General features: G+C 70.3%; 15 protein-coding genes. 6 read left to right on the plus strand and 9 right to left on the minus strand.

Annotated elements, in window-relative coordinates:
* Positions 1 to 70: 70 nt before the first annotated feature.
* The gene (locus NOO62_RS25805; protein ID WP_268773234.1) at positions 71 to 757 is read right to left on the minus strand and encodes a DUF402 domain-containing protein; all 687 of its coding nucleotides are present in this window, start codon (positions 755 to 757) and stop codon (positions 71 to 73) included.
* A 42-nt stretch (positions 758 to 799) separates the two neighbouring features.
* Positions 800 to 2,212 carry a class II fumarate hydratase gene (locus NOO62_RS25810; RefSeq protein ID WP_268773235.1) on the minus strand — a complete coding sequence of 471 codons (1,413 nt, stop codon included), beginning with the start codon at positions 2,210 to 2,212 and terminating at the stop codon, positions 800 to 802.
* Between the two features lie 122 nt (positions 2,213 to 2,334).
* Here NOO62_RS25810 and NOO62_RS25815 point away from each other — a divergent pair, with 122 nt between their 5' ends.
* Positions 2,335 to 3,894, plus strand: coding sequence for a ricin-type beta-trefoil lectin domain protein (locus tag NOO62_RS25815; protein WP_268773236.1), 1,560 nt, complete (start codon positions 2,335 to 2,337; stop codon positions 3,892 to 3,894).
* A gap of 45 nt (positions 3,895 to 3,939) precedes the next feature.
* Here NOO62_RS25815 and NOO62_RS25820 read toward each other — a convergent pair whose 3' ends face one another.
* Positions 3,940 to 5,616 carry a fumarate hydratase gene (locus NOO62_RS25820; protein WP_268773237.1) on the minus strand — a complete coding sequence of 559 codons (1,677 nt, stop codon included), beginning with the start codon at positions 5,614 to 5,616 and terminating at the stop codon, positions 3,940 to 3,942.
* A gap of 177 nt (positions 5,617 to 5,793) precedes the next feature.
* Here NOO62_RS25820 and NOO62_RS25825 point away from each other — a divergent pair, with 177 nt between their 5' ends.
* Together NOO62_RS25825 and NOO62_RS25830 are read left to right on the plus strand one after the other, a co-directional pair.
* The gene (locus tag NOO62_RS25825) at positions 5,794 to 6,453 is read left to right on the plus strand and encodes a DUF1707 domain-containing protein (protein ID WP_268773238.1); all 660 of its coding nucleotides are present in this window, start codon (positions 5,794 to 5,796) and stop codon (positions 6,451 to 6,453) included.
* A gap of 137 nt (positions 6,454 to 6,590) precedes the next feature.
* Entirely contained in the window at positions 6,591 to 6,968 is a 378-nt protein-coding gene (locus tag NOO62_RS25830; RefSeq protein ID WP_150216438.1) for a WhiB family transcriptional regulator, read from the plus strand.
* Between the two features lie 127 nt (positions 6,969 to 7,095).
* Here NOO62_RS25830 and glpX read toward each other — a convergent pair whose 3' ends face one another.
* Entirely contained in the window at positions 7,096 to 8,127 is a 1,032-nt protein-coding gene (glpX, locus tag NOO62_RS25835) for a class II fructose-bisphosphatase (protein WP_268773240.1), read from the minus strand.
* A 167-nt stretch (positions 8,128 to 8,294) separates the two neighbouring features.
* Between glpX and NOO62_RS25840 the strand changes: the two genes are divergently transcribed.
* Positions 8,295 to 8,813 carry a DUF4245 domain-containing protein gene (locus NOO62_RS25840; protein WP_268773241.1) on the plus strand — a complete coding sequence of 173 codons (519 nt, stop codon included), beginning with the start codon at positions 8,295 to 8,297 and terminating at the stop codon, positions 8,811 to 8,813.
* 66 nt (positions 8,814 to 8,879) lie between these two features.
* Here the strand turns inward: NOO62_RS25840 and NOO62_RS25845 are convergent, their stop codons facing one another.
* The 4 genes from NOO62_RS25845 to NOO62_RS25860 all read right to left on the minus strand — a co-directional run bounded on the left by NOO62_RS25845 (position 8,880) and on the right by NOO62_RS25860 (position 12,858).
* Positions 8,880 to 9,470 (minus strand): malonic semialdehyde reductase, encoded by a 591-nt coding sequence (locus tag NOO62_RS25845; protein WP_268773242.1) that lies wholly within the window; start codon positions 9,468 to 9,470, stop codon positions 8,880 to 8,882.
* 146 nt (positions 9,471 to 9,616) lie between these two features.
* A complete protein-coding gene (locus tag NOO62_RS25850; RefSeq protein WP_268773243.1) occupies positions 9,617 to 9,895 on the minus strand; it encodes an exodeoxyribonuclease VII small subunit in 279 nt (92 codons plus the stop codon).
* A 65-nt stretch (positions 9,896 to 9,960) separates the two neighbouring features.
* Entirely contained in the window at positions 9,961 to 11,166 is a 1,206-nt protein-coding gene (gene xseA, locus NOO62_RS25855) for an exodeoxyribonuclease VII large subunit (RefSeq protein WP_268773244.1), read from the minus strand.
* A 276-nt stretch (positions 11,167 to 11,442) separates the two neighbouring features.
* Positions 11,443 to 12,858, minus strand: coding sequence for an APC family permease (locus NOO62_RS25860; RefSeq protein WP_268773245.1), 1,416 nt, complete (start codon positions 12,856 to 12,858; stop codon positions 11,443 to 11,445).
* 114 nt (positions 12,859 to 12,972) lie between these two features.
* Here NOO62_RS25860 and NOO62_RS25865 point away from each other — a divergent pair, with 114 nt between their 5' ends.
* Both NOO62_RS25865 and ppgK read left to right on the plus strand, forming a co-directional pair.
* Entirely contained in the window at positions 12,973 to 13,965 is a 993-nt protein-coding gene (locus NOO62_RS25865; protein WP_268773246.1) for a 4-hydroxy-3-methylbut-2-enyl diphosphate reductase, read from the plus strand.
* A gap of 51 nt (positions 13,966 to 14,016) precedes the next feature.
* On the plus strand, positions 14,017 to 14,757 hold the full coding sequence (gene ppgK, locus NOO62_RS25870; RefSeq protein WP_268773247.1) for a polyphosphate--glucose phosphotransferase: 741 nt from the start codon (positions 14,017 to 14,019) through the stop codon (positions 14,755 to 14,757).
* 16 nt (positions 14,758 to 14,773) lie between these two features.
* Here ppgK and NOO62_RS25875 read toward each other — a convergent pair whose 3' ends face one another.
* On the minus strand, positions 14,774 to 15,283 hold the full coding sequence (locus NOO62_RS25875) for a DUF6542 domain-containing protein (RefSeq protein ID WP_268773248.1): 510 nt from the start codon (positions 15,281 to 15,283) through the stop codon (positions 14,774 to 14,776).
* Positions 15,284 to 15,413 lie beyond the last annotated feature (130 nt).

The raw sequence follows: 15,413 nt of genomic DNA on the forward strand, positions 1-15,413 counted from the left end.
TCGGAGTTACTGCTGTGCGCCCTTGCGGAGGACGATCCTACGTTTGAACCACGGGGGCGCATCAAGGGTCTCATGACGTCACATGCGCGGGTGTACGGTCCCAGTCATCCGGAAGGGACGGTACGACCCAGGACGGATCGGGACGCCAGTGCTGCCAGCCGTCCGAAAACGGCGCCCCCCAAGCGGCGATCACGTCGAGCGCGGCGCGGCCCGCCGCACGTACGTCGGCGGCCTTGTCCGCGTCCATCAGACCGGCCCTGCGGGCCTCGGCGAACTCGTCCTCGTCGTGCCAGCGCCAGCTGCGGTCCGGGCTCACGGAGATGTCCAGAAAGTGATCCTCGGAGTCCACGCCTCCGGCCCAACGGGTCCGCGGCTCCTCCAGATTGACGTACCAGCTCCTGAACTGCCAGCCCGGCTCCCAGAACAGCCAGACCGACCACGGCTCGTCCGGCCTCGCCAGCTTCAGGACGCCGGTGCCGAACCAGCGGTCGCGGCGGACGGTGCGCGGCTTGGTGTAGCGGGTGGCCAGCGGCTCGTCGTGCACGGACGTGCCGTCGGCGAGCACCGGCTTCACGCACTCGGTGCCGGGCGCCAGCCACACGGCGAGCAGCTCGTCGGTGTCCCGCACGACGGTGACGGGGCGGCAGATGTGGACCCGGTTCCCGGAGTTCTCCCGGTACCGCCACAGGATGTGGTCCCCGGGCGCCCACCGCGCCGCCCCGCCGCCGGCCGCCGTCTTCCCGTCGAGGTCTGTCATGCACAGATACTAGACGTCCGCCTGTGCCGGTAGGCGGTATCGCTACGGATGCGTCATCCGCAGGACGTCCAGCGCCTCGTCCAGCTGTTCCAGGGTGAGGTCGCCCCGCTCGACGTACCCGGATTCGAGGACGACCTCGCGGATCGTCCTCCGTTCGGCGAGGGACTTCTTGGCGACTTTCGCCGCCTCCTCGTACCCGATGTACTTGTTCAGGGGCGTCACGACGGACGGCGACGACTCCGCGTACTCCCTGGCCCGCTCGCGGTGCGCGGTGATGCCGTCGACGGTGCGGTCGGCGAGCAGGCGCGCCACGTTGGCGAGGAGCCGGACGGACTCCAGGACGTTCTTGGCGATGACCGGCAGCATGACGTTCAGCTCGAAGTTGCCTGCCGCGCCCGCCGCCGCGACCGTCGCGTCAGCGCCGGTGACCTGCGCGGCGACCATCAGGGCGGCCTCCGGGATGACCGGGTTGACCTTGCCGGGCATGATCGAGGAGCCGGGCTGGAGGTCCGGCAGGCTGATCTCGGCGAGGCCGGTGCGCGGGCCCGACGCCATCCACCGCAGATCGTTCGCGATCTTCGTCAGGCCGACGCCGATCGTGCGCAGCTGTCCGCTGGTCTCGACGATGCCGTCCCGCGCGCCCTGCGCCTCGAAGTGGTCGCGCGCCTCGGTCAGCGGCAGCCCCGTGGTCCGTGCGACCTCGGCGATGACGGCCGCGGAGAAGCCGGGCGGGGTGTTGATGCCGGTGCCCACGGCCGTGCCGCCCAGCGGCAGTTCGGCGAGGCGGGGGAGCGAGGCGCGGAGCCGCTCGACGCCGTACCGCATCTGGGCCGCGTACCCGCCGAACTCCTGGCCGAGCGTCACCGGCGTCGCGTCCATGAGGTGCGTGCGCCCGGACTTCACGACGTCCGAGAACTCCTCGGCCTTGCGCTCCAGGGCGGCGGCGAGGTGTTCGAGTGCGGGGATCAGGTCGTTGCTGACCGCGCCCGTCGCCGCGATGTGGATCGAGGAAGGGAAGACGTCGTTCGAGGACTGCGAGGCGTTGACGTGGTCGTTGGGGTGCACGTCGCGGCCGAGGCGCTCCGTCGCGAGGGTGGCGAGTACCTCGTTGGTGTTCATGTTCGACGACGTGCCCGAGCCGGTCTGGAAGACGTCGACGGGGAAGTGGTCGTCCCAGCGCCCGTCGGCGACCTCGGCCGCCGCGTCCGCGATGGCGTCGGCGACGTCCTTGTCGACCACCCCGAGCTCCGCGTTGACCTTGGCGGCGGCCGCCTTGATCCGGGCGAGCGCGGCGATGTGGGCGCGCTCCAGGACCTGGCCCGAGATGGGGAAGTTCTCCACCGCGCGCTGGGTCTGGGCGCGCCATTTGGCGTGCGCGGGGACCCGTACCTCGCCCATGGAGTCGTGCTCGGTCCGGTACTCGCCGGTGTGGCCGTCGCTGGCGTCGCTGGTCATGCGCTGAACCTACCTCTCCGCTCAAACCCCGTAGAAAGTTGAGCACTTGTCTTGTTCCAGGTATTCCCAAGACTGCTACTGACCAGTAAAAACCCTGGGTAACACCACACCGGGGAGGCGCAATGAAGCGCATCAGACGCAGCGGGCCAAACGGCGGCAGGGGGCGGCTGCGATGTTCGTTCGCGGCGGCCGTCGCGATGGCCGCCGTGCTCGGCACGGCCGCGGCCGTACCCGCCCAGGCGGCGGACGGCAGCGGGGCGAAGGCGACCGCGGCGACGCCGCTGCCGCCCGAGCTGGAGAAGGTCCGGGCGGCCGAGGCCACCAAGCTCTACGGCAGCCCCTCGGAGCGCCCCATGGCCGACCGCAAGACCGGCCTGATCTCGCTCGGGGACAGCGAGATCTCCGGTGAGGGCGTCGGCACGTACGAACCGGGCACGGACGGCCCCGACAACTGGTGTCACCGCTCGCCGGACGCCGCGATCCACCGCACCGGCATCCCCGCCGACGTGACGTACAACGTCGCCTGCTCGGGCGCGCAGACCGTCAACATCAAGATCGGCGGTCAGAAGCAGTACGTTGACGAGCTCGTCCAGAGCGACAACCTCGCAGTCAAGGCGCGCAACACAAAGATCAAGACGATCCTGCTCGTCATCGGCGCCAACGACGACCTCCAGTTCGCCCCGGTGATGACGGACTGCGTCACCCGCTACCTGCTCCTCCAGGGGCCCTGCGCCGGCAAGTACAACGACGGCTGGCAGGCACGCGTCGACGCCCTCGTCCCCAAGGTCGAGCAGTCCATCCGCGACCTGAAGACCGTCATGAAGGACGCGGGCTACCAGGAGGGCGACTACAAACTCGTCGCCATGGGCTACCCGAGCCCCATCGGCCCGGACTTCCGCGACAACCCGAAGTTCCCCGGCAAGCCGGCCTGCGGCGGGCTCGGCTACGACTCCGACACCGAGTGGGGCCGCAACATCGCGGTACCGGCCTTCGAGACCGGCATGCGCAAGGCCGCACGGAACGCGGGCGCCACCTACCTCGACAACTCGCGGCTCTTCCACGGCCACGAGGTCTGCATGGAGGACACCTGGGCGCGCGGTCTCTACGTGGACCTGTCCAACCCGTTCCCGCCGGACTCCAACTCGGTGCGCCAGTCCTTCCACCCCAACGCCCGCGGCCACGCCGCCTTCGCGTCCTGCCTCACCCAGATCTACAACTCCGACAAGCGCGAGGGCAGTTGCGCCGACCCCGCGAGCACGGGCAGCCCGAAGCTGTACGAGGGTGCCTGGGACGACGCGTACCGGCCCCTGAAGAACGCGGCCACCGGCACCTGCGTCGACGTCGACGCCTCGAAGAGCCGCAACGGCACGAAGGTCCAGGGCTGGGACTGCACCGGCAACCGCAACCAGACCTGGTGGTACGACGGCGCCCCTGGTGGACAGCGCTCGCTGCACACCGGCCTCACCCAGGACCGGTGCCTGGACGTGCCCGACAGCGCGTACAAGGAAGGCACCGCGGTCACGCTCTGGAACTGCCACGGCGGCGGCAACCAGAAGTTCGTCCGCGAGGCGGAGACGGTGCGTCCCGCCGCCGCGAACGGGCTCTGCCTGACGCTGGCCGGGCCCAAGGAGCCGCTGCGGCTCCAGAAGTGCACGGGGGCGGCGAACCAGCGGTTCGCCTGAGGTCTACGGAGGGGCCCTCTTCGGCAAGAGGGCCCCTCCGTAGTGCTATGCCAGGCCCGGTCCGCGCACCGGGATGTGCGTGAACGTCGGCTCCGGAGCGGGGTTCTGGAAGAAGTCGTTGCCCTTGTCGTCGACGACGATGAACGCCGGGAAGTCCTCGACCTCGATCTTCCAGACCGCCTCCATGCCGAGCTCCTCGTACTCGACGACCTCGACCTTCTTGATGCAGTCCTGCGCGAGACGCGCGGCGGGGCCGCCGATCGAGCCGAGGTAGAAGCCGCCGTGCGCGTCGCACGCGTCGGTGACCTGCTTGCTCCGGTTGCCCTTGGCGAGCATGACCTTGGAGCCGCCCGCGGCCTGGAACTGCTCCACGTAGGAGTCCATGCGCCCGGCGGTGGTCGGCCCGAAGGAGCCGGACGCGTAACCCTCGGGGGTCTTCGCGGGGCCCGCGTAGTACACGGGGTGGTCCTTCAGGTACTGCGGCATCTCCTCGCCCGCGTCGAGCCGCTCCTTGATCTTGGCGTGCGCGATGTCGCGGGCCACGACCAGCGGTCCGGTGAGCGAGAGACGGGTCTTCACCGGGTGCTTGGTGAGCTCGGCGAGGATGTCGTCCATGGGCTGGTTGAGGTCGATCTTCACGACGTCGGCGGACTCGTCGCTCTCGCCCAGGTGCTCGTCCGTGGTCTCCGGAAGGAAGCGCGCCGGGTCCGTCTCCAGCTGCTCCAGGAAGACGCCCTCCGCGGTGATCTTCGCGGTGGCCTGGCGGTCCGCCGAGCAGGAGACGGCGATGGCGACGGGCAGCGAGGCGCCGTGCCGGGGCAGGCGCACCACGCGCACGTCGTGGCAGAAGTACTTGCCGCCGAACTGCGCGCCGATGCCGATCTTCTGCGTCAGCTCGAAGACCTTCTCCTCCAGCTCCTTGTCCCGGAAGCCGTGGCCGGTGGGGGAGCCCTCGGCGGGCAGCTCGTCCAGGTAGTGCGCGGAGGCGTACTTCGCGGTCTTCAGGGCGAACTCGGCGGACGTGCCGCCGACAACGATCGCCAGGTGGTAGGGCGGGCACGCGGCCGTACCCAGCGAACGGATCTTCTCCTCCAGGAACTTCATCATGGAGGCCTCGTTCAGGACGGCCTTCGTCTCCTGGTAGAGGAACGACTTGTTGGCGGAGCCGCCGCCCTTGGCCATGAAGAGGAACTTGTAGGCGCCGCCGTCGGTCGCGTACAGCTCGATCTGCGCCGGGAGGTTGGAGCCGGTGTTCTTCTCCTCCCACATGGTCAGCGGGGCCATCTGGGAGTAGCGCAGGTTCAGCTTCGTGTACGCGTCGAAGATGCCCTTGGAGAGCGCCTTCTCGTCCTCACCTTCGGTGAGGACGTTCTGGCCGCGCTTGCCCATGACGATGGCGGTGCCGGTGTCCTGGCACATCGGGAGCACGCCGGCCGCCGCGATGTTTGCGTTCTTCAGCAGGTCGAGCGCCACGAACTTGTCGTTGCCCGACGCCTCGGGGTCGTCGACGATGCGCCGCAGCTGGGCGAGGTGCGCGGGCCGCAGATAGTGCTGGATGTCGTGGATGGCCTCGGCGGCGAGCTCGCGCAGGGCCTCCGGGTCGACCTTGAGGAACGTCCGCCCGTCGGCCTCGAAGGTGGAGACACCCTCGGCGGTCACCAGCCGGTACGGCGTGGTGTCCTCTCCCAGGGGGAGCAGATCGGAGTACTCAAACTCTGGCATTACGGCCATTCCTCACTCGGCAGACAGCGGCGCGACCTCCATTGGCAACGCGTCAACCAGCGTAGAGCGCGCTGACCCGGACGGGTTTGTGAGGTAAGGCTCAGTAGCCCACAGCCGGTTGTCCACAGTTGTCCACAGGGGTAGTCGCGATCTATCGCGTTTGGGTACGCTGCCGGTGTGGACCTCGAAAAGCAGCAGCCCTCAGCGCTCCGTGCCTCCGACGCCGACCGGGACCGCACCGCGGACATACTCCGGGAGGCCCTGGCCGAAGGCCGCCTGACCGCCGAGGAGCACGCGGAGCGGATCGACGGGGTGTACCGCGCCAAGACCATGGCCGAGCTCGAACCGCTGGTGCGGGACCTGCCCGCGGCGCACGAGCAGCCGTCCGCCCGCCGCCCCGCCCCCGAGCCCGCACCGTCCCGTCCGTCCCCGGGCGTCGTCCCGCCGGTCGCGGACGAGAACCTCGTCGCGGTGCTGAGCGGCTCGGTGCGCCGCGGCCGCTGGCGCGTGGGGCGGCGCACCCACGCGTACGCCGTGTTCGGCAGCGTCGAGATCGACCTGAGCGAGGCGATCTTCGAGCACCGCCAGGTCGTCATCAAGGCGTTCGCGATCTTCGGCTCGGTCGAGGTCCACGTCCCGGAGAACGTCTCGCTGCGCGGCAGCGGCACGGGCGTCCTCGGCAGCTATGAGGTGGACACGCTCGACTCGCCGGACCGGGACGCCCCCGTCGTCTTCGTGGACGGCGTGGCGATCATGGGCAGCATCGAGGCCCGCCCCAAGCGCGGCAAGCTCGTCCGCGATCTGCACCAGCAGCTGCGCAAGCACCTCGGACACTGAGGGCGCACGCGGGAGCGTTCGGGGGGCGCGGGGAGTCCGGACTTCCGGACATCGGAACTCAGTGCATAGGCGCGCACACAGCGGGTAGAGCTTGCTGCATCGTCTCTCGCTCGCGAAGCCGTCGTCAGGAGTAGACCGTGCTGCAACCGTCGTCGCACCAGTCTCTGCAGGTCGCCGCTGTCCCGGCCCAGCGTGAGCCAGTGCGAGATCGGGACGATGACGCCCCGTGGCACACGGAGGCCGTGTGCCGCCGTGACGAGGCCGGACTCTTCTTCGCCCCGTCCAAGGAACCCACCGCGGCGCGGCTCTCCCGCGAGGAGGCCGCCAAGCGCGTCTGCGCCCGCTGTCCCGTCATGGTCGAGTGCCGCGAGCACGCACTCCTGCAACCGGAGCCGTACGGCGTGTGGGGCGGCCTCACCGCCGCCGAGCGCCGCGTGGTCCTGGCCCGCCGCCGCAGGCGCGACCTGGAGCTGCAGAAGGCGGCGCACGCGACGGGGATAGCCGCGGCGGGATAGGCCGCGCGCACACGGCAGACCGCGTGCACCCGTATGCGCGTACGACGATGGGGGCGTCCCCCGCACGGGGCGCCCCCATCGACGTACGGCTGCCTGGCACGGCTGCCAGGTACGGCTGCCGGTGGTCCTACTTGGCGCGGTCGAAGTCGACCGCGCTGTACGCGCGCAGCTTCGACAGCCGGTGGTCGGAGTCGATCTTCCGGATCGTGCCCGATTTGGAGCGCATGACCAGGGACGACGTCGAAGCGGTCGCCGCGCGGTAGCGGACGCCCTGGAGCAGTTCGCCGTCGGTGATGCCGGTGGCGACGAAGAAGACGTTGTCGCCCTTGACCAGGTCGTCCGTGGAGAGCGTGCGGTCCAGGTCGTGGCCGGCGTCGATGGCGCGCTGGCGCTCCTCGTCGTCCTTGGGCCACAGCTTGCCCTGGATGGTGCCGCCCAGGCACTTGATGGCGCAGGCCGAGATGATGCCCTCGGGGGTGCCGCCGATGCCCATCAGCAGGTCGACGCCCGTGCCCTCGCGGACGGCCATGACCGAGCCCGCGACGTCGCCGTCCGAGATGAACTTGATGCGGGCGCCGGTCTCGCGGATCTCCTTGACGATGCCCTCGTGGCGGGGCCGGTCCAGGATCATGACCGTGACGTCCTCGGGCGAGGAGTTCTTGGCCTTGGCGACGCGGCGGATGTTGACCGCGGCGGGCGCGTTGATGTCCACGTAATCCGCGGCTTCGGGGCCGGTGACCAGCTTGTCCATGTAGAAGACGGCGGACGGGTCGAACATGGCGCCGCGGTCGGCGGCGGCGAGCACCGCGATGGCGTTCGGCATGCCCTTCGCACAGAGCGTCGTGCCGTCGATCGGGTCGACGGCGATGTCGACCTCGGCGCCGGTGCCGTCGCCGATGCGCTCTCCGTTGAAGAGCATCGGGGCTTCGTCCTTCTCGCCCTCGCCGATGACGACGATGCCGTTCATCGAGACGGTGTGGACGAGGGTCCGCATGGCCCGCACGGCGGCACCGTCGGCGCCGTTCTTGTCGCCGCGGCCGACCCAGCGGCCTGCGGCCATGGCGGCGGCCTCGGTGACCCGGACGAGCTCCAGGGCGAGGTTGCGGTCGGGAGCCTCGGGAGAAACCTCGAGCTCGGAAGGGAGATGATGCTCGGTCATCGGAGCGCACCTTTCTGCTTGATACGACGACGGCCGGATGAGGGATTGTGCACGACTCTATCCGTAGGCCGACAAAATGAGCAGAGGGCCCCACGCATGAGCGGGCGGGGTCGGCCGATGCCTGGACCGGGGGAAGACGCGCGGTCCGCGCCTGAGACCATGGGGGCGTGGCAGGCAGACAAGGCACTCAGACCGTCAAGAACATGCTGTGGTCGTTGGTGGTGATCGCACTCGCCGCGGGTGTGATCTACATCTTCATCCCGCACAACGAGTCCAAGAGCTCCGTGAAGCGGGTCGACTACCGCGTGGAGCTCCTGACGGCCCGCAGGGCCGCGGCCTACCCGGTGGCGGCGCCCGAAGGCCTGGCCAAGGCGTGGAAGCCGACGTCCGTGCGGTTCAACGGCGCCGACCACGACACCTGGCACCTGGGCTTCCTCGACCCGGACGAGGAGTACGTGGCGCTCGAGCAGTCGACGGAGAAGCCGTCGGCGTTCATCAAGAGGGTCACGCAGAACGCCTCGAAGACCGAGGCCGCCGAGGAGATCGGCGGCCGCACCTGGCAGCGCTACGAGGGCTCGAAGTACGACGCCCTGGTGATCGAGGGGGAGGGCGCCACGACGGTGGTCACGGGCACGGCGTCCTTCGACCAGCTGGCGAAGATGGCCGAGTCGCTGAAGATGTCCTGACCGTTCGGCTGTGGATACGCGAAGGGCCCCCGGCGGCGTGCCGGGGGCCCTTTCGTGTGTCTCGTGTCAGACCGTGGTGACGACGTCGTCGTAGGACAGGCGCGGGGAGCGCGGGAACCAGGCGTCGTCGCCCGGCTTGCCGATGTTGACGACCATCAGCGGGGTGTGGTCGTCGTCCAGGAACTCCTTCTGGAGGCCGGCCGGGTCGTAACCCGTCATCGGACCGGCGGCCAGACCGGCGGCGCGGACGCCGACGATGAAGTACGCGGCCTGGAGCGCGGCGTTCAGCTGGGCGGCCTGCTCACGGACCGGGCGCTCGGCGAAGAAGGCGTCCTTGGCCTGCGGGAAGTGCGGGAACAGGGCGGGGAGCTCGTTGTGGAACTCGTTGTCCGCGGAGAGGATCGCGACGAGCGGCGCGGCGGCCGTCTTCGGGCGGTTGCCCTCGGCCATGTGCTGCACCAGGCGCTCGCGGGCCTCGGGGGAGCGGACCAGGGTGACGCGCAGCGGCGACTGGTTGAAGGCGGTCGGGCCGTACTTGACCAGGTCGTAGATGGCCTGGACCTGCTCGTCGGTGACCGGCTCGTCGGTGAAGGTGTTCGCGGTGCGGGCCTCGCGGAAGAGCAGGTCCTGGGCGGCGGGGTCAAGTGCGAGAGACATGGATCAACCTTCTTGAACGTACGGGGTGTCTGCGGAACCCGTCACCGGGCTCGCGTCTACGACAGTACGCCGCCACTGTTCAACTTTCAATCAAAACCGGACCTGCGTGATCCGGTTCACAAACCGCAGGTCAGCGCTGTTTTGGCTCAGACGTCGTTGGCGTCGTTGTCGGCGCCTGACCCGCCGTCCGTCTCGTCGTCCATCTCCGGGCCCGCCAGGGCGGCGTCGAGCCGGGCGCGGGCGCCGTCGAGCCAGCGTCGGCAGATCTTCGCCAGCTCCTCGCCGCGCTCCCACAGGGCGAGCGACTCCTCCAGGGTCGTGCCGCCGGTCTCCAGGCGGCGCACCACCTCGATGAGCTCGTCCCGCGCCTGCTCGTAGCCGAGCGCGTCCGTGGAGCCGGTGCGGTCGTCCGTTGTGCTGGTCATGCGCCCACCCTAATTCTCGTCATTGTTGGCGCTTTGCGCGCGCGTCTCGCAGTGCCCTGTACAGCTCATACGGCTCGTACGGTGAAGTCGCCCTCGGCGACGCGCGCCCTGAGCTCGTCGTCGGCGTCCACGTCCTCGGGGGCGCGGACGACCGAACCGTCCGCCTTCTGGAGCACCGCGTACCCCCTCTGAAGGGTCGCGGCTGGGGAGAGGGCCACCACGCGCGCGTGGGTGTGCGTCAACTCCGAGCCCGCGCGGTCCAGAAGATGCCCGAGCGTCCGCCGACTGCGGTCGACCAGCGCGGCGACCTGCTCCTCGCGCTCCTCGACCATGCGGTGCGGGTGCTCCATGCAGGGGCGGGCCAGGGCGTGCGTGAGGCCGCGGGCCTCGCGCTCCAGGTAGCCGTCCATGCTGCGCCGGGCGCGGTCGCGGAGCCACTGCACGCGTTCGTACTCCTCGCCGACGTCCGGCACGACCCTCTTCGCGGCGTCGGTGGGCGTGGAGGCGCGCAGGTCCGCGACGTGGTCCAGGAGCGGGTTGTCCGGCTCGTGGCCGATGGCGGACACGACCGGCGTACGGCACGCGGCGACCGCGCGCACGAGCTGCTCGTCCGAGAACGGCAGCAGGTCCTCGACGCTGCCGCCGCCGCGCGCCACGATGATCACGTCGACTTCGTTGTGAGCGTCCAGGTCCTGTACGGCCTGCACGACCTGCGGCACGGCGTGGACACCCTGGACGGGGACGTTGCGCACCTCGAAGCGGACGGCGGGCCAGCGGTGCCGTGCGTTCTCCAGGACGTCGCGCTCGGCGGCGGACGCGCGGCCGGTGACGAGCCCGATGAGCTGGGGCAGAAACGGCAGCGTCTTCTTGCGCTCGGGCGAAAAGAGACCCTCGGCCCCCAGGCTCTTCTTGAGCTGCTCGATCCGGGCGAGCAGCTCACCGACGCCGACGGGCTTTATCTCGGCGGCCCGCAGCGACAGCTGACCCCGCCGCTCGTACCACTCCGGCTTCGCGCGTACGACGACGCGGGCACCCTCGGACACGACGTCCGCCACGGCGTCGAACACCTGCCGGTAGCAGGTGACGCTCACGGAGATGTCGTGCGACGGGTCGCGCAACGTCATGAAGACGACGCCGGCGCCGGGCCTGCGGGACAGCTGCGTGATCTGCCCCTCGACCCAGACGGCACCGAGCCGGTCGATCCATCCCCCGATGAGCCGCGACACCTCGCCGACGGGGATGGGCGCGTCGGCGGACGTGTTGAGAGCCATACACCGAGCGTAACGGCCCCCACCGACAACCCCCGGCACGCCCGATCCCCCCACCTTGTCGCGGCTCAGCGACACGGGGGCCAGGGGGCCAGTCGCCGCCAAGGGGCGCGAGGAACTGCGCGAGCAACCACCCGGGACCCGCACCCGACAGTCAACCGCAGGCCCCCAGGGGCGCGAGGAACTGCGCGAGCAACCACACGGGACCCGCACCCGACAGTCAACCGCAGGCCCCCAGGGGCGCGAGGAACTGCGCGAGCAACCACACGGGACCCGCACTCAACCCCGCAAAGGCCCCCGCGCCAGACCTCGCCCCTGCGCCAGCAGGACAACCAACCCCACCCCGAGCCACACCGCGCCCATCACCTGCGCAGACCCGGACGCCTCCCAGATCACCGCGACCACGATCGCCGCCCCCAGCACGGGTACCAGCACATGCCGCCAAAAGCTGAACGCCGCGTCCCGGTGGCGCAGCGCGAACCAGCCCACCACGCTCGCGTGGAGCAGCAGGAACGCCGTGAGCGCCCCGATGTCGACCACCGACACCAGGTGGTCCATCCCGTCGTCGCGCCGCGCCGCCCACACCGCCGCCACCATCGTGATGACCGCCGCACACAGCAGCGCGACCCGCGGCGTACCGGAGTCCGTCTTGGAGAGGGCCTTCGGCAGCCGCCGGTCCCGCGCCATCGCGAACAGCAGCCGCCCCGCAGCCGCCTGCCCCGCCAGCGCGGCGAACGCCGCCCCGATCGCCTTGCTCGCGGCCACCAGATCGTGCAGCCACGACCCCGCGGCCGAGTCCACCGCGTCGTAGAACGCCGTGCCCTGCTTCCCCGGATCCGACGCGAGCTCGGCCGAGGACAGCGGCTCCAGGAGGGCCACCAGGTACGTCTGGAGGATGAAGAGGAAGCCCGCGAGCGCGAGACACACCAGCACCGCCCGCGCGACCTTCGCCGACCCGCCCGTCACCTCCTCCGCGAAGGAGGCGATCGCGTCGAAGCCCAAGTAGGAGAGGACCGCGATCGACACCGCGCCGACCACCGCCGACAGCGCGAACGCGCCCTGCGACCCGTCCCCGGCCAGCGGCGACAGCCAGTCACGCTGCGCACCGTCCCTGATCAGTACGACCGCCGCCGCCACGACGAAGACGAGCAGGACCACGACCTCCAGGGCGAGCACCGCGAATCCGACCCGCGCCGCCGTCCGCACGCCCCACAGGTTCAGCGCGGTCGTGATGAGCACCGCGAGGGCCGTCCACACCCACCGGGACACCGACGGCACCAGCGAGTTCATGGCGATGCCGGAGAAGAGGTACGCGACCGCCGGGATCAGGAGGTAGTCGAGCATCGCCATCCACCCGGCGATGAACCCGGGCCCTTTGCCGAGTCCCGCGCGCGCGTAGGCGAACACGGACCCCGCCTGGGGGACGACCCGCACCATCTGCGCGTAACTGAACGCGGTGAACGCCATGGCGACTGTGGCGATCAGATAGACGAGGGCGACGGCGCCGTGCGACTTCGCGTCCAGCGTCCCGAAGACGCCGACCGGCGCCATGGGGGCGATGAACAGCAGTCCGTAGACGACGAGGTCGCGGAAGCCGAGGCTGCGCCGCAGCCCGTCACCCTGTGGAGGCTCAGTGCCCCCCGCGGGCCCCGCGGGCTCGGCGTGGGCTCCCGTACTGGCGGACTGTCCGGACATCGTGCCTCCGTGCCTCCGTGGAGCGCCGTCAGAGCGACGCAGCGACGCGTAGATCAACGCAGGTCCCAGTGTCCCCAACCGGGCGATCTTTGACGCGCTGGACGCGGCCTTACGATGGGGGGCATGACTGCTACGCCTGGCTCCCGCCGTGTCCTGCTCGCCGCTCCCCGTGGCTACTGCGCGGGCGTGGACCGTGCCGTGATCGCCGTCGAGAAGGCCCTGGAGCAGTACGGGGCCCCGATCTACGTACGCCACGAGATCGTCCACAACAAGTACGTCGTGCAGACCCTGGAGAAGAAGGGCGCGATCTTCGTCGACCGGACGGCGGAGGTGCCCGAGGGCTCCATCGTGATGTTCTCCGCGCACGGCGTGGCCCCGACCGTCCACGCGGAGGCCGCCGAGCGCAAGCTCGCCACCATCGACGCGACGTGCCCGCTGGTCACGAAGGTCCACAAGGAAGCGGTCCGGTTCGCCAAGGAGGACTACGACATCCTCCTCATCGGGCACGAGGGCCACGAGGAAGTCATCGGTACGTCGGGTGAGGCGCCCGACCACATCACGCTGGTCGACGGCCCCGAGGACGTCGCGAACGTCGAGGTCCGCGACCCGGACAAGGTCGTCTGGCTCTCCCAGACCACCCTCTCCGTGGACGAGACCATGGAGACGGTCGACGCCCTGAAGGGCAAGTTCCCGAACCTGCTCTCGCCGCCCAGCGACGACATCTGCTACGCGACGCAGAACCGTCAGATCGCGGTGAAGAAGCTCGCCGAGGACGCCGAGCTGGTCATCGTCGTCGGCTCCAAGAACTCCTCGAACTCCATCCGCATGGTCGAGGTCGCCCTGGACTCGGGCGCCGCCGCCTCGTACCTGGTGGACAACGCCGGCGAGATCGACGAGGCGTGGCTGGAGGGCGTGACCACGGTCGGCCTGACCTCGGGCGCCTCGGTCCCGGACGTGCTGGTGGACGGCGTCATCGAGTGGCTCGCCGAGCGGGGCTACGGTGACGTGGAGACCGTCAAGACGGCCGACGAGTCCATCACCTTCTCGCTGCCCAAGGAGCTCCGCAGGGACCTGCGCGCGGAGGCGGCGGAGCTGTCGCAGAGCTGAGGCGGCCGGGCCGTCCCGCGTCTACGGCGCGGGCGCCGTACGGTGGGAACCATGCAGATCTTCGGTGTGGACATCGGCGGATCCGGGATCAAGGGCGCTCCCGTTGACCTGGATCGTGGAGACCTGACAGAAGAGCGCCACAAGGTGCTGACCCCACAACCATCGACCCCGGATGCGGTGGTCGACGGCGTGTGCGAGGTCGTCCAGCACTTCGGCTGGACGGGCCCCGTGGGCGCGACCTTCCCCGGCGTGATCACCAACGGCACGGCTCGTACCGCCGCCAACGTGGACAAGAGCTGGATCGGCACGGACATCCAGAAACTCGTCTCCGAACGGCTGGGCGGCGCCAAGGTCACCGTACTGAACGACGCGGACGCGGCAGGCGTCGCCGAGATGCACTTCGGCGCGGGCCGCGGCCGTACGGGCACGGTCATCCTGCTCACCCTCGGCACGGGCATCGGCAGCGCGCTGTTCACCGGCGGCCGCCTGGTCCCGAACACGGAGCTCGGCCACCTGGAGCTGCGCGGCCACGACGCGGAGAAGAAGGCCTCATCCAAGGCGCGCGAGGACGAGGACCTGAGCTGGGAGCACTGGGCGCGGCGCGTACAGAAGTACCTCGCGCATGTGGAGATGCTGTTCTCGCCCGAGCTGTTCATCATCGGCGGCGGTGTCAGCCGCAAGTCGGAGAAGTTCCTGCCGCTCATCGAGGGCATCTCGGCGGAGATCGTCCCGGCGCAGCTGCAGAACAACGCGGGGATCGTGGGAGCGGCGATGGGGGCGGCGGAGGCGTAGCGCGCGTGGCGCGGGCCTAGGCGGTGGGCAGCCGCTTCCCACTACTCCCCACGGAAGCCCCGCCTCCGCCCCCGCCTCCTCGCGCCTGAGCCTGCGCCTGAGCCTGCGCATGGGGCGGCGCCGCACGCCCCTCAGCCAGGGCCGCCGATCGCCCCTGCCTCCGCAACACCATCAGCCGGATCTTCCGTACGGTCACGATGAGCCCGGCGACGAGCGTCCCGCCGTACAGCCAGCCGGCCTGGAGGGCCAGCGTCGTCACGAGCCCCATGAGCCGACCGCCGAACCCGGCCGTGCCCTCCGCGACGGGCAGCACCCCGGCGGCGAAGGCGATCGGCACGGCCACGGGAGCGGTGACCAGGTCGGCGGGGCGCACCCACAGGGCCGTCAACGCGGCGACGGGTACGAACAGCACGCCGTACGCGACGACGGAACCGTCCCCGATCAGATGCAGCAGGCAGGCGAGCAGGAACATCACGGCCGTGCAGAAGAGGCCGCTGCCGAGCCCGGTCAGGCGGGGGTTGGGCATGCGCCGCAGCGCGCGGTACAGGGGGGCTCTGCGCAGGGCCCGGACGAACGGCGGAACGGGACGGCGCGGGCGGGGCGTGGACCGGTACGTCGTGCCGGCCGCGGCGGGCCGGCCCTGCGGGGGCAGCGGG

Origin of the sequence: Streptomyces sp. Je 1-369 (assembly GCF_026810505.1) — a bacterium.
Classification (GTDB): Bacteria; Actinomycetota; Actinomycetes; order Streptomycetales; family Streptomycetaceae; genus Streptomyces.

Excerpts from the sequence above, each read along its gene's own strand:
- NOO62_RS25805 (WP_268773234.1), bottom strand. The coding sequence starts at position 757 with ATGACAGACCTCGACGGGAAGACGGCGGCCGGCGGCGGGGCGGCGCGG.
- NOO62_RS25810 (WP_268773235.1), bottom strand. The coding sequence starts at position 2,212 with ATGACCAGCGACGCCAGCGACGGCCACACCGGCGAGTACCGGACCGAG.
- NOO62_RS25815 (WP_268773236.1), top strand. The coding sequence starts at position 2,335 with ATGAAGCGCATCAGACGCAGCGGGCCAAACGGCGGCAGGGGGCGGCTG.
- NOO62_RS25820 (WP_268773237.1), bottom strand. The coding sequence starts at position 5,616 with ATGCCAGAGTTTGAGTACTCCGATCTGCTCCCCCTGGGAGAGGACACC.
- glpX (WP_268773240.1), bottom strand. The coding sequence starts at position 8,127 with ATGACCGAGCATCATCTCCCTTCCGAGCTCGAGGTTTCTCCCGAGGCT.
- NOO62_RS25845 (WP_268773242.1), bottom strand. The coding sequence starts at position 9,470 with ATGTCTCTCGCACTTGACCCCGCCGCCCAGGACCTGCTCTTCCGCGAG.
- NOO62_RS25850 (WP_268773243.1), bottom strand. The coding sequence starts at position 9,895 with ATGACCAGCACAACGGACGACCGCACCGGCTCCACGGACGCGCTCGGC.
- xseA (WP_268773244.1), bottom strand. The coding sequence starts at position 11,166 with ATGGCTCTCAACACGTCCGCCGACGCGCCCATCCCCGTCGGCGAGGTG.
- NOO62_RS25860 (WP_268773245.1), bottom strand. The coding sequence starts at position 12,858 with ATGTCCGGACAGTCCGCCAGTACGGGAGCCCACGCCGAGCCCGCGGGG.
- NOO62_RS25865 (WP_268773246.1), top strand. The coding sequence starts at position 12,973 with ATGGGGGGCATGACTGCTACGCCTGGCTCCCGCCGTGTCCTGCTCGCC.
- ppgK (WP_268773247.1), top strand. The coding sequence starts at position 14,017 with ATGCAGATCTTCGGTGTGGACATCGGCGGATCCGGGATCAAGGGCGCT.
- NOO62_RS25875 (WP_268773248.1), bottom strand. The coding sequence starts at position 15,283 with ATGCCCAACCCCCGCCTGACCGGGCTCGGCAGCGGCCTCTTCTGCACG.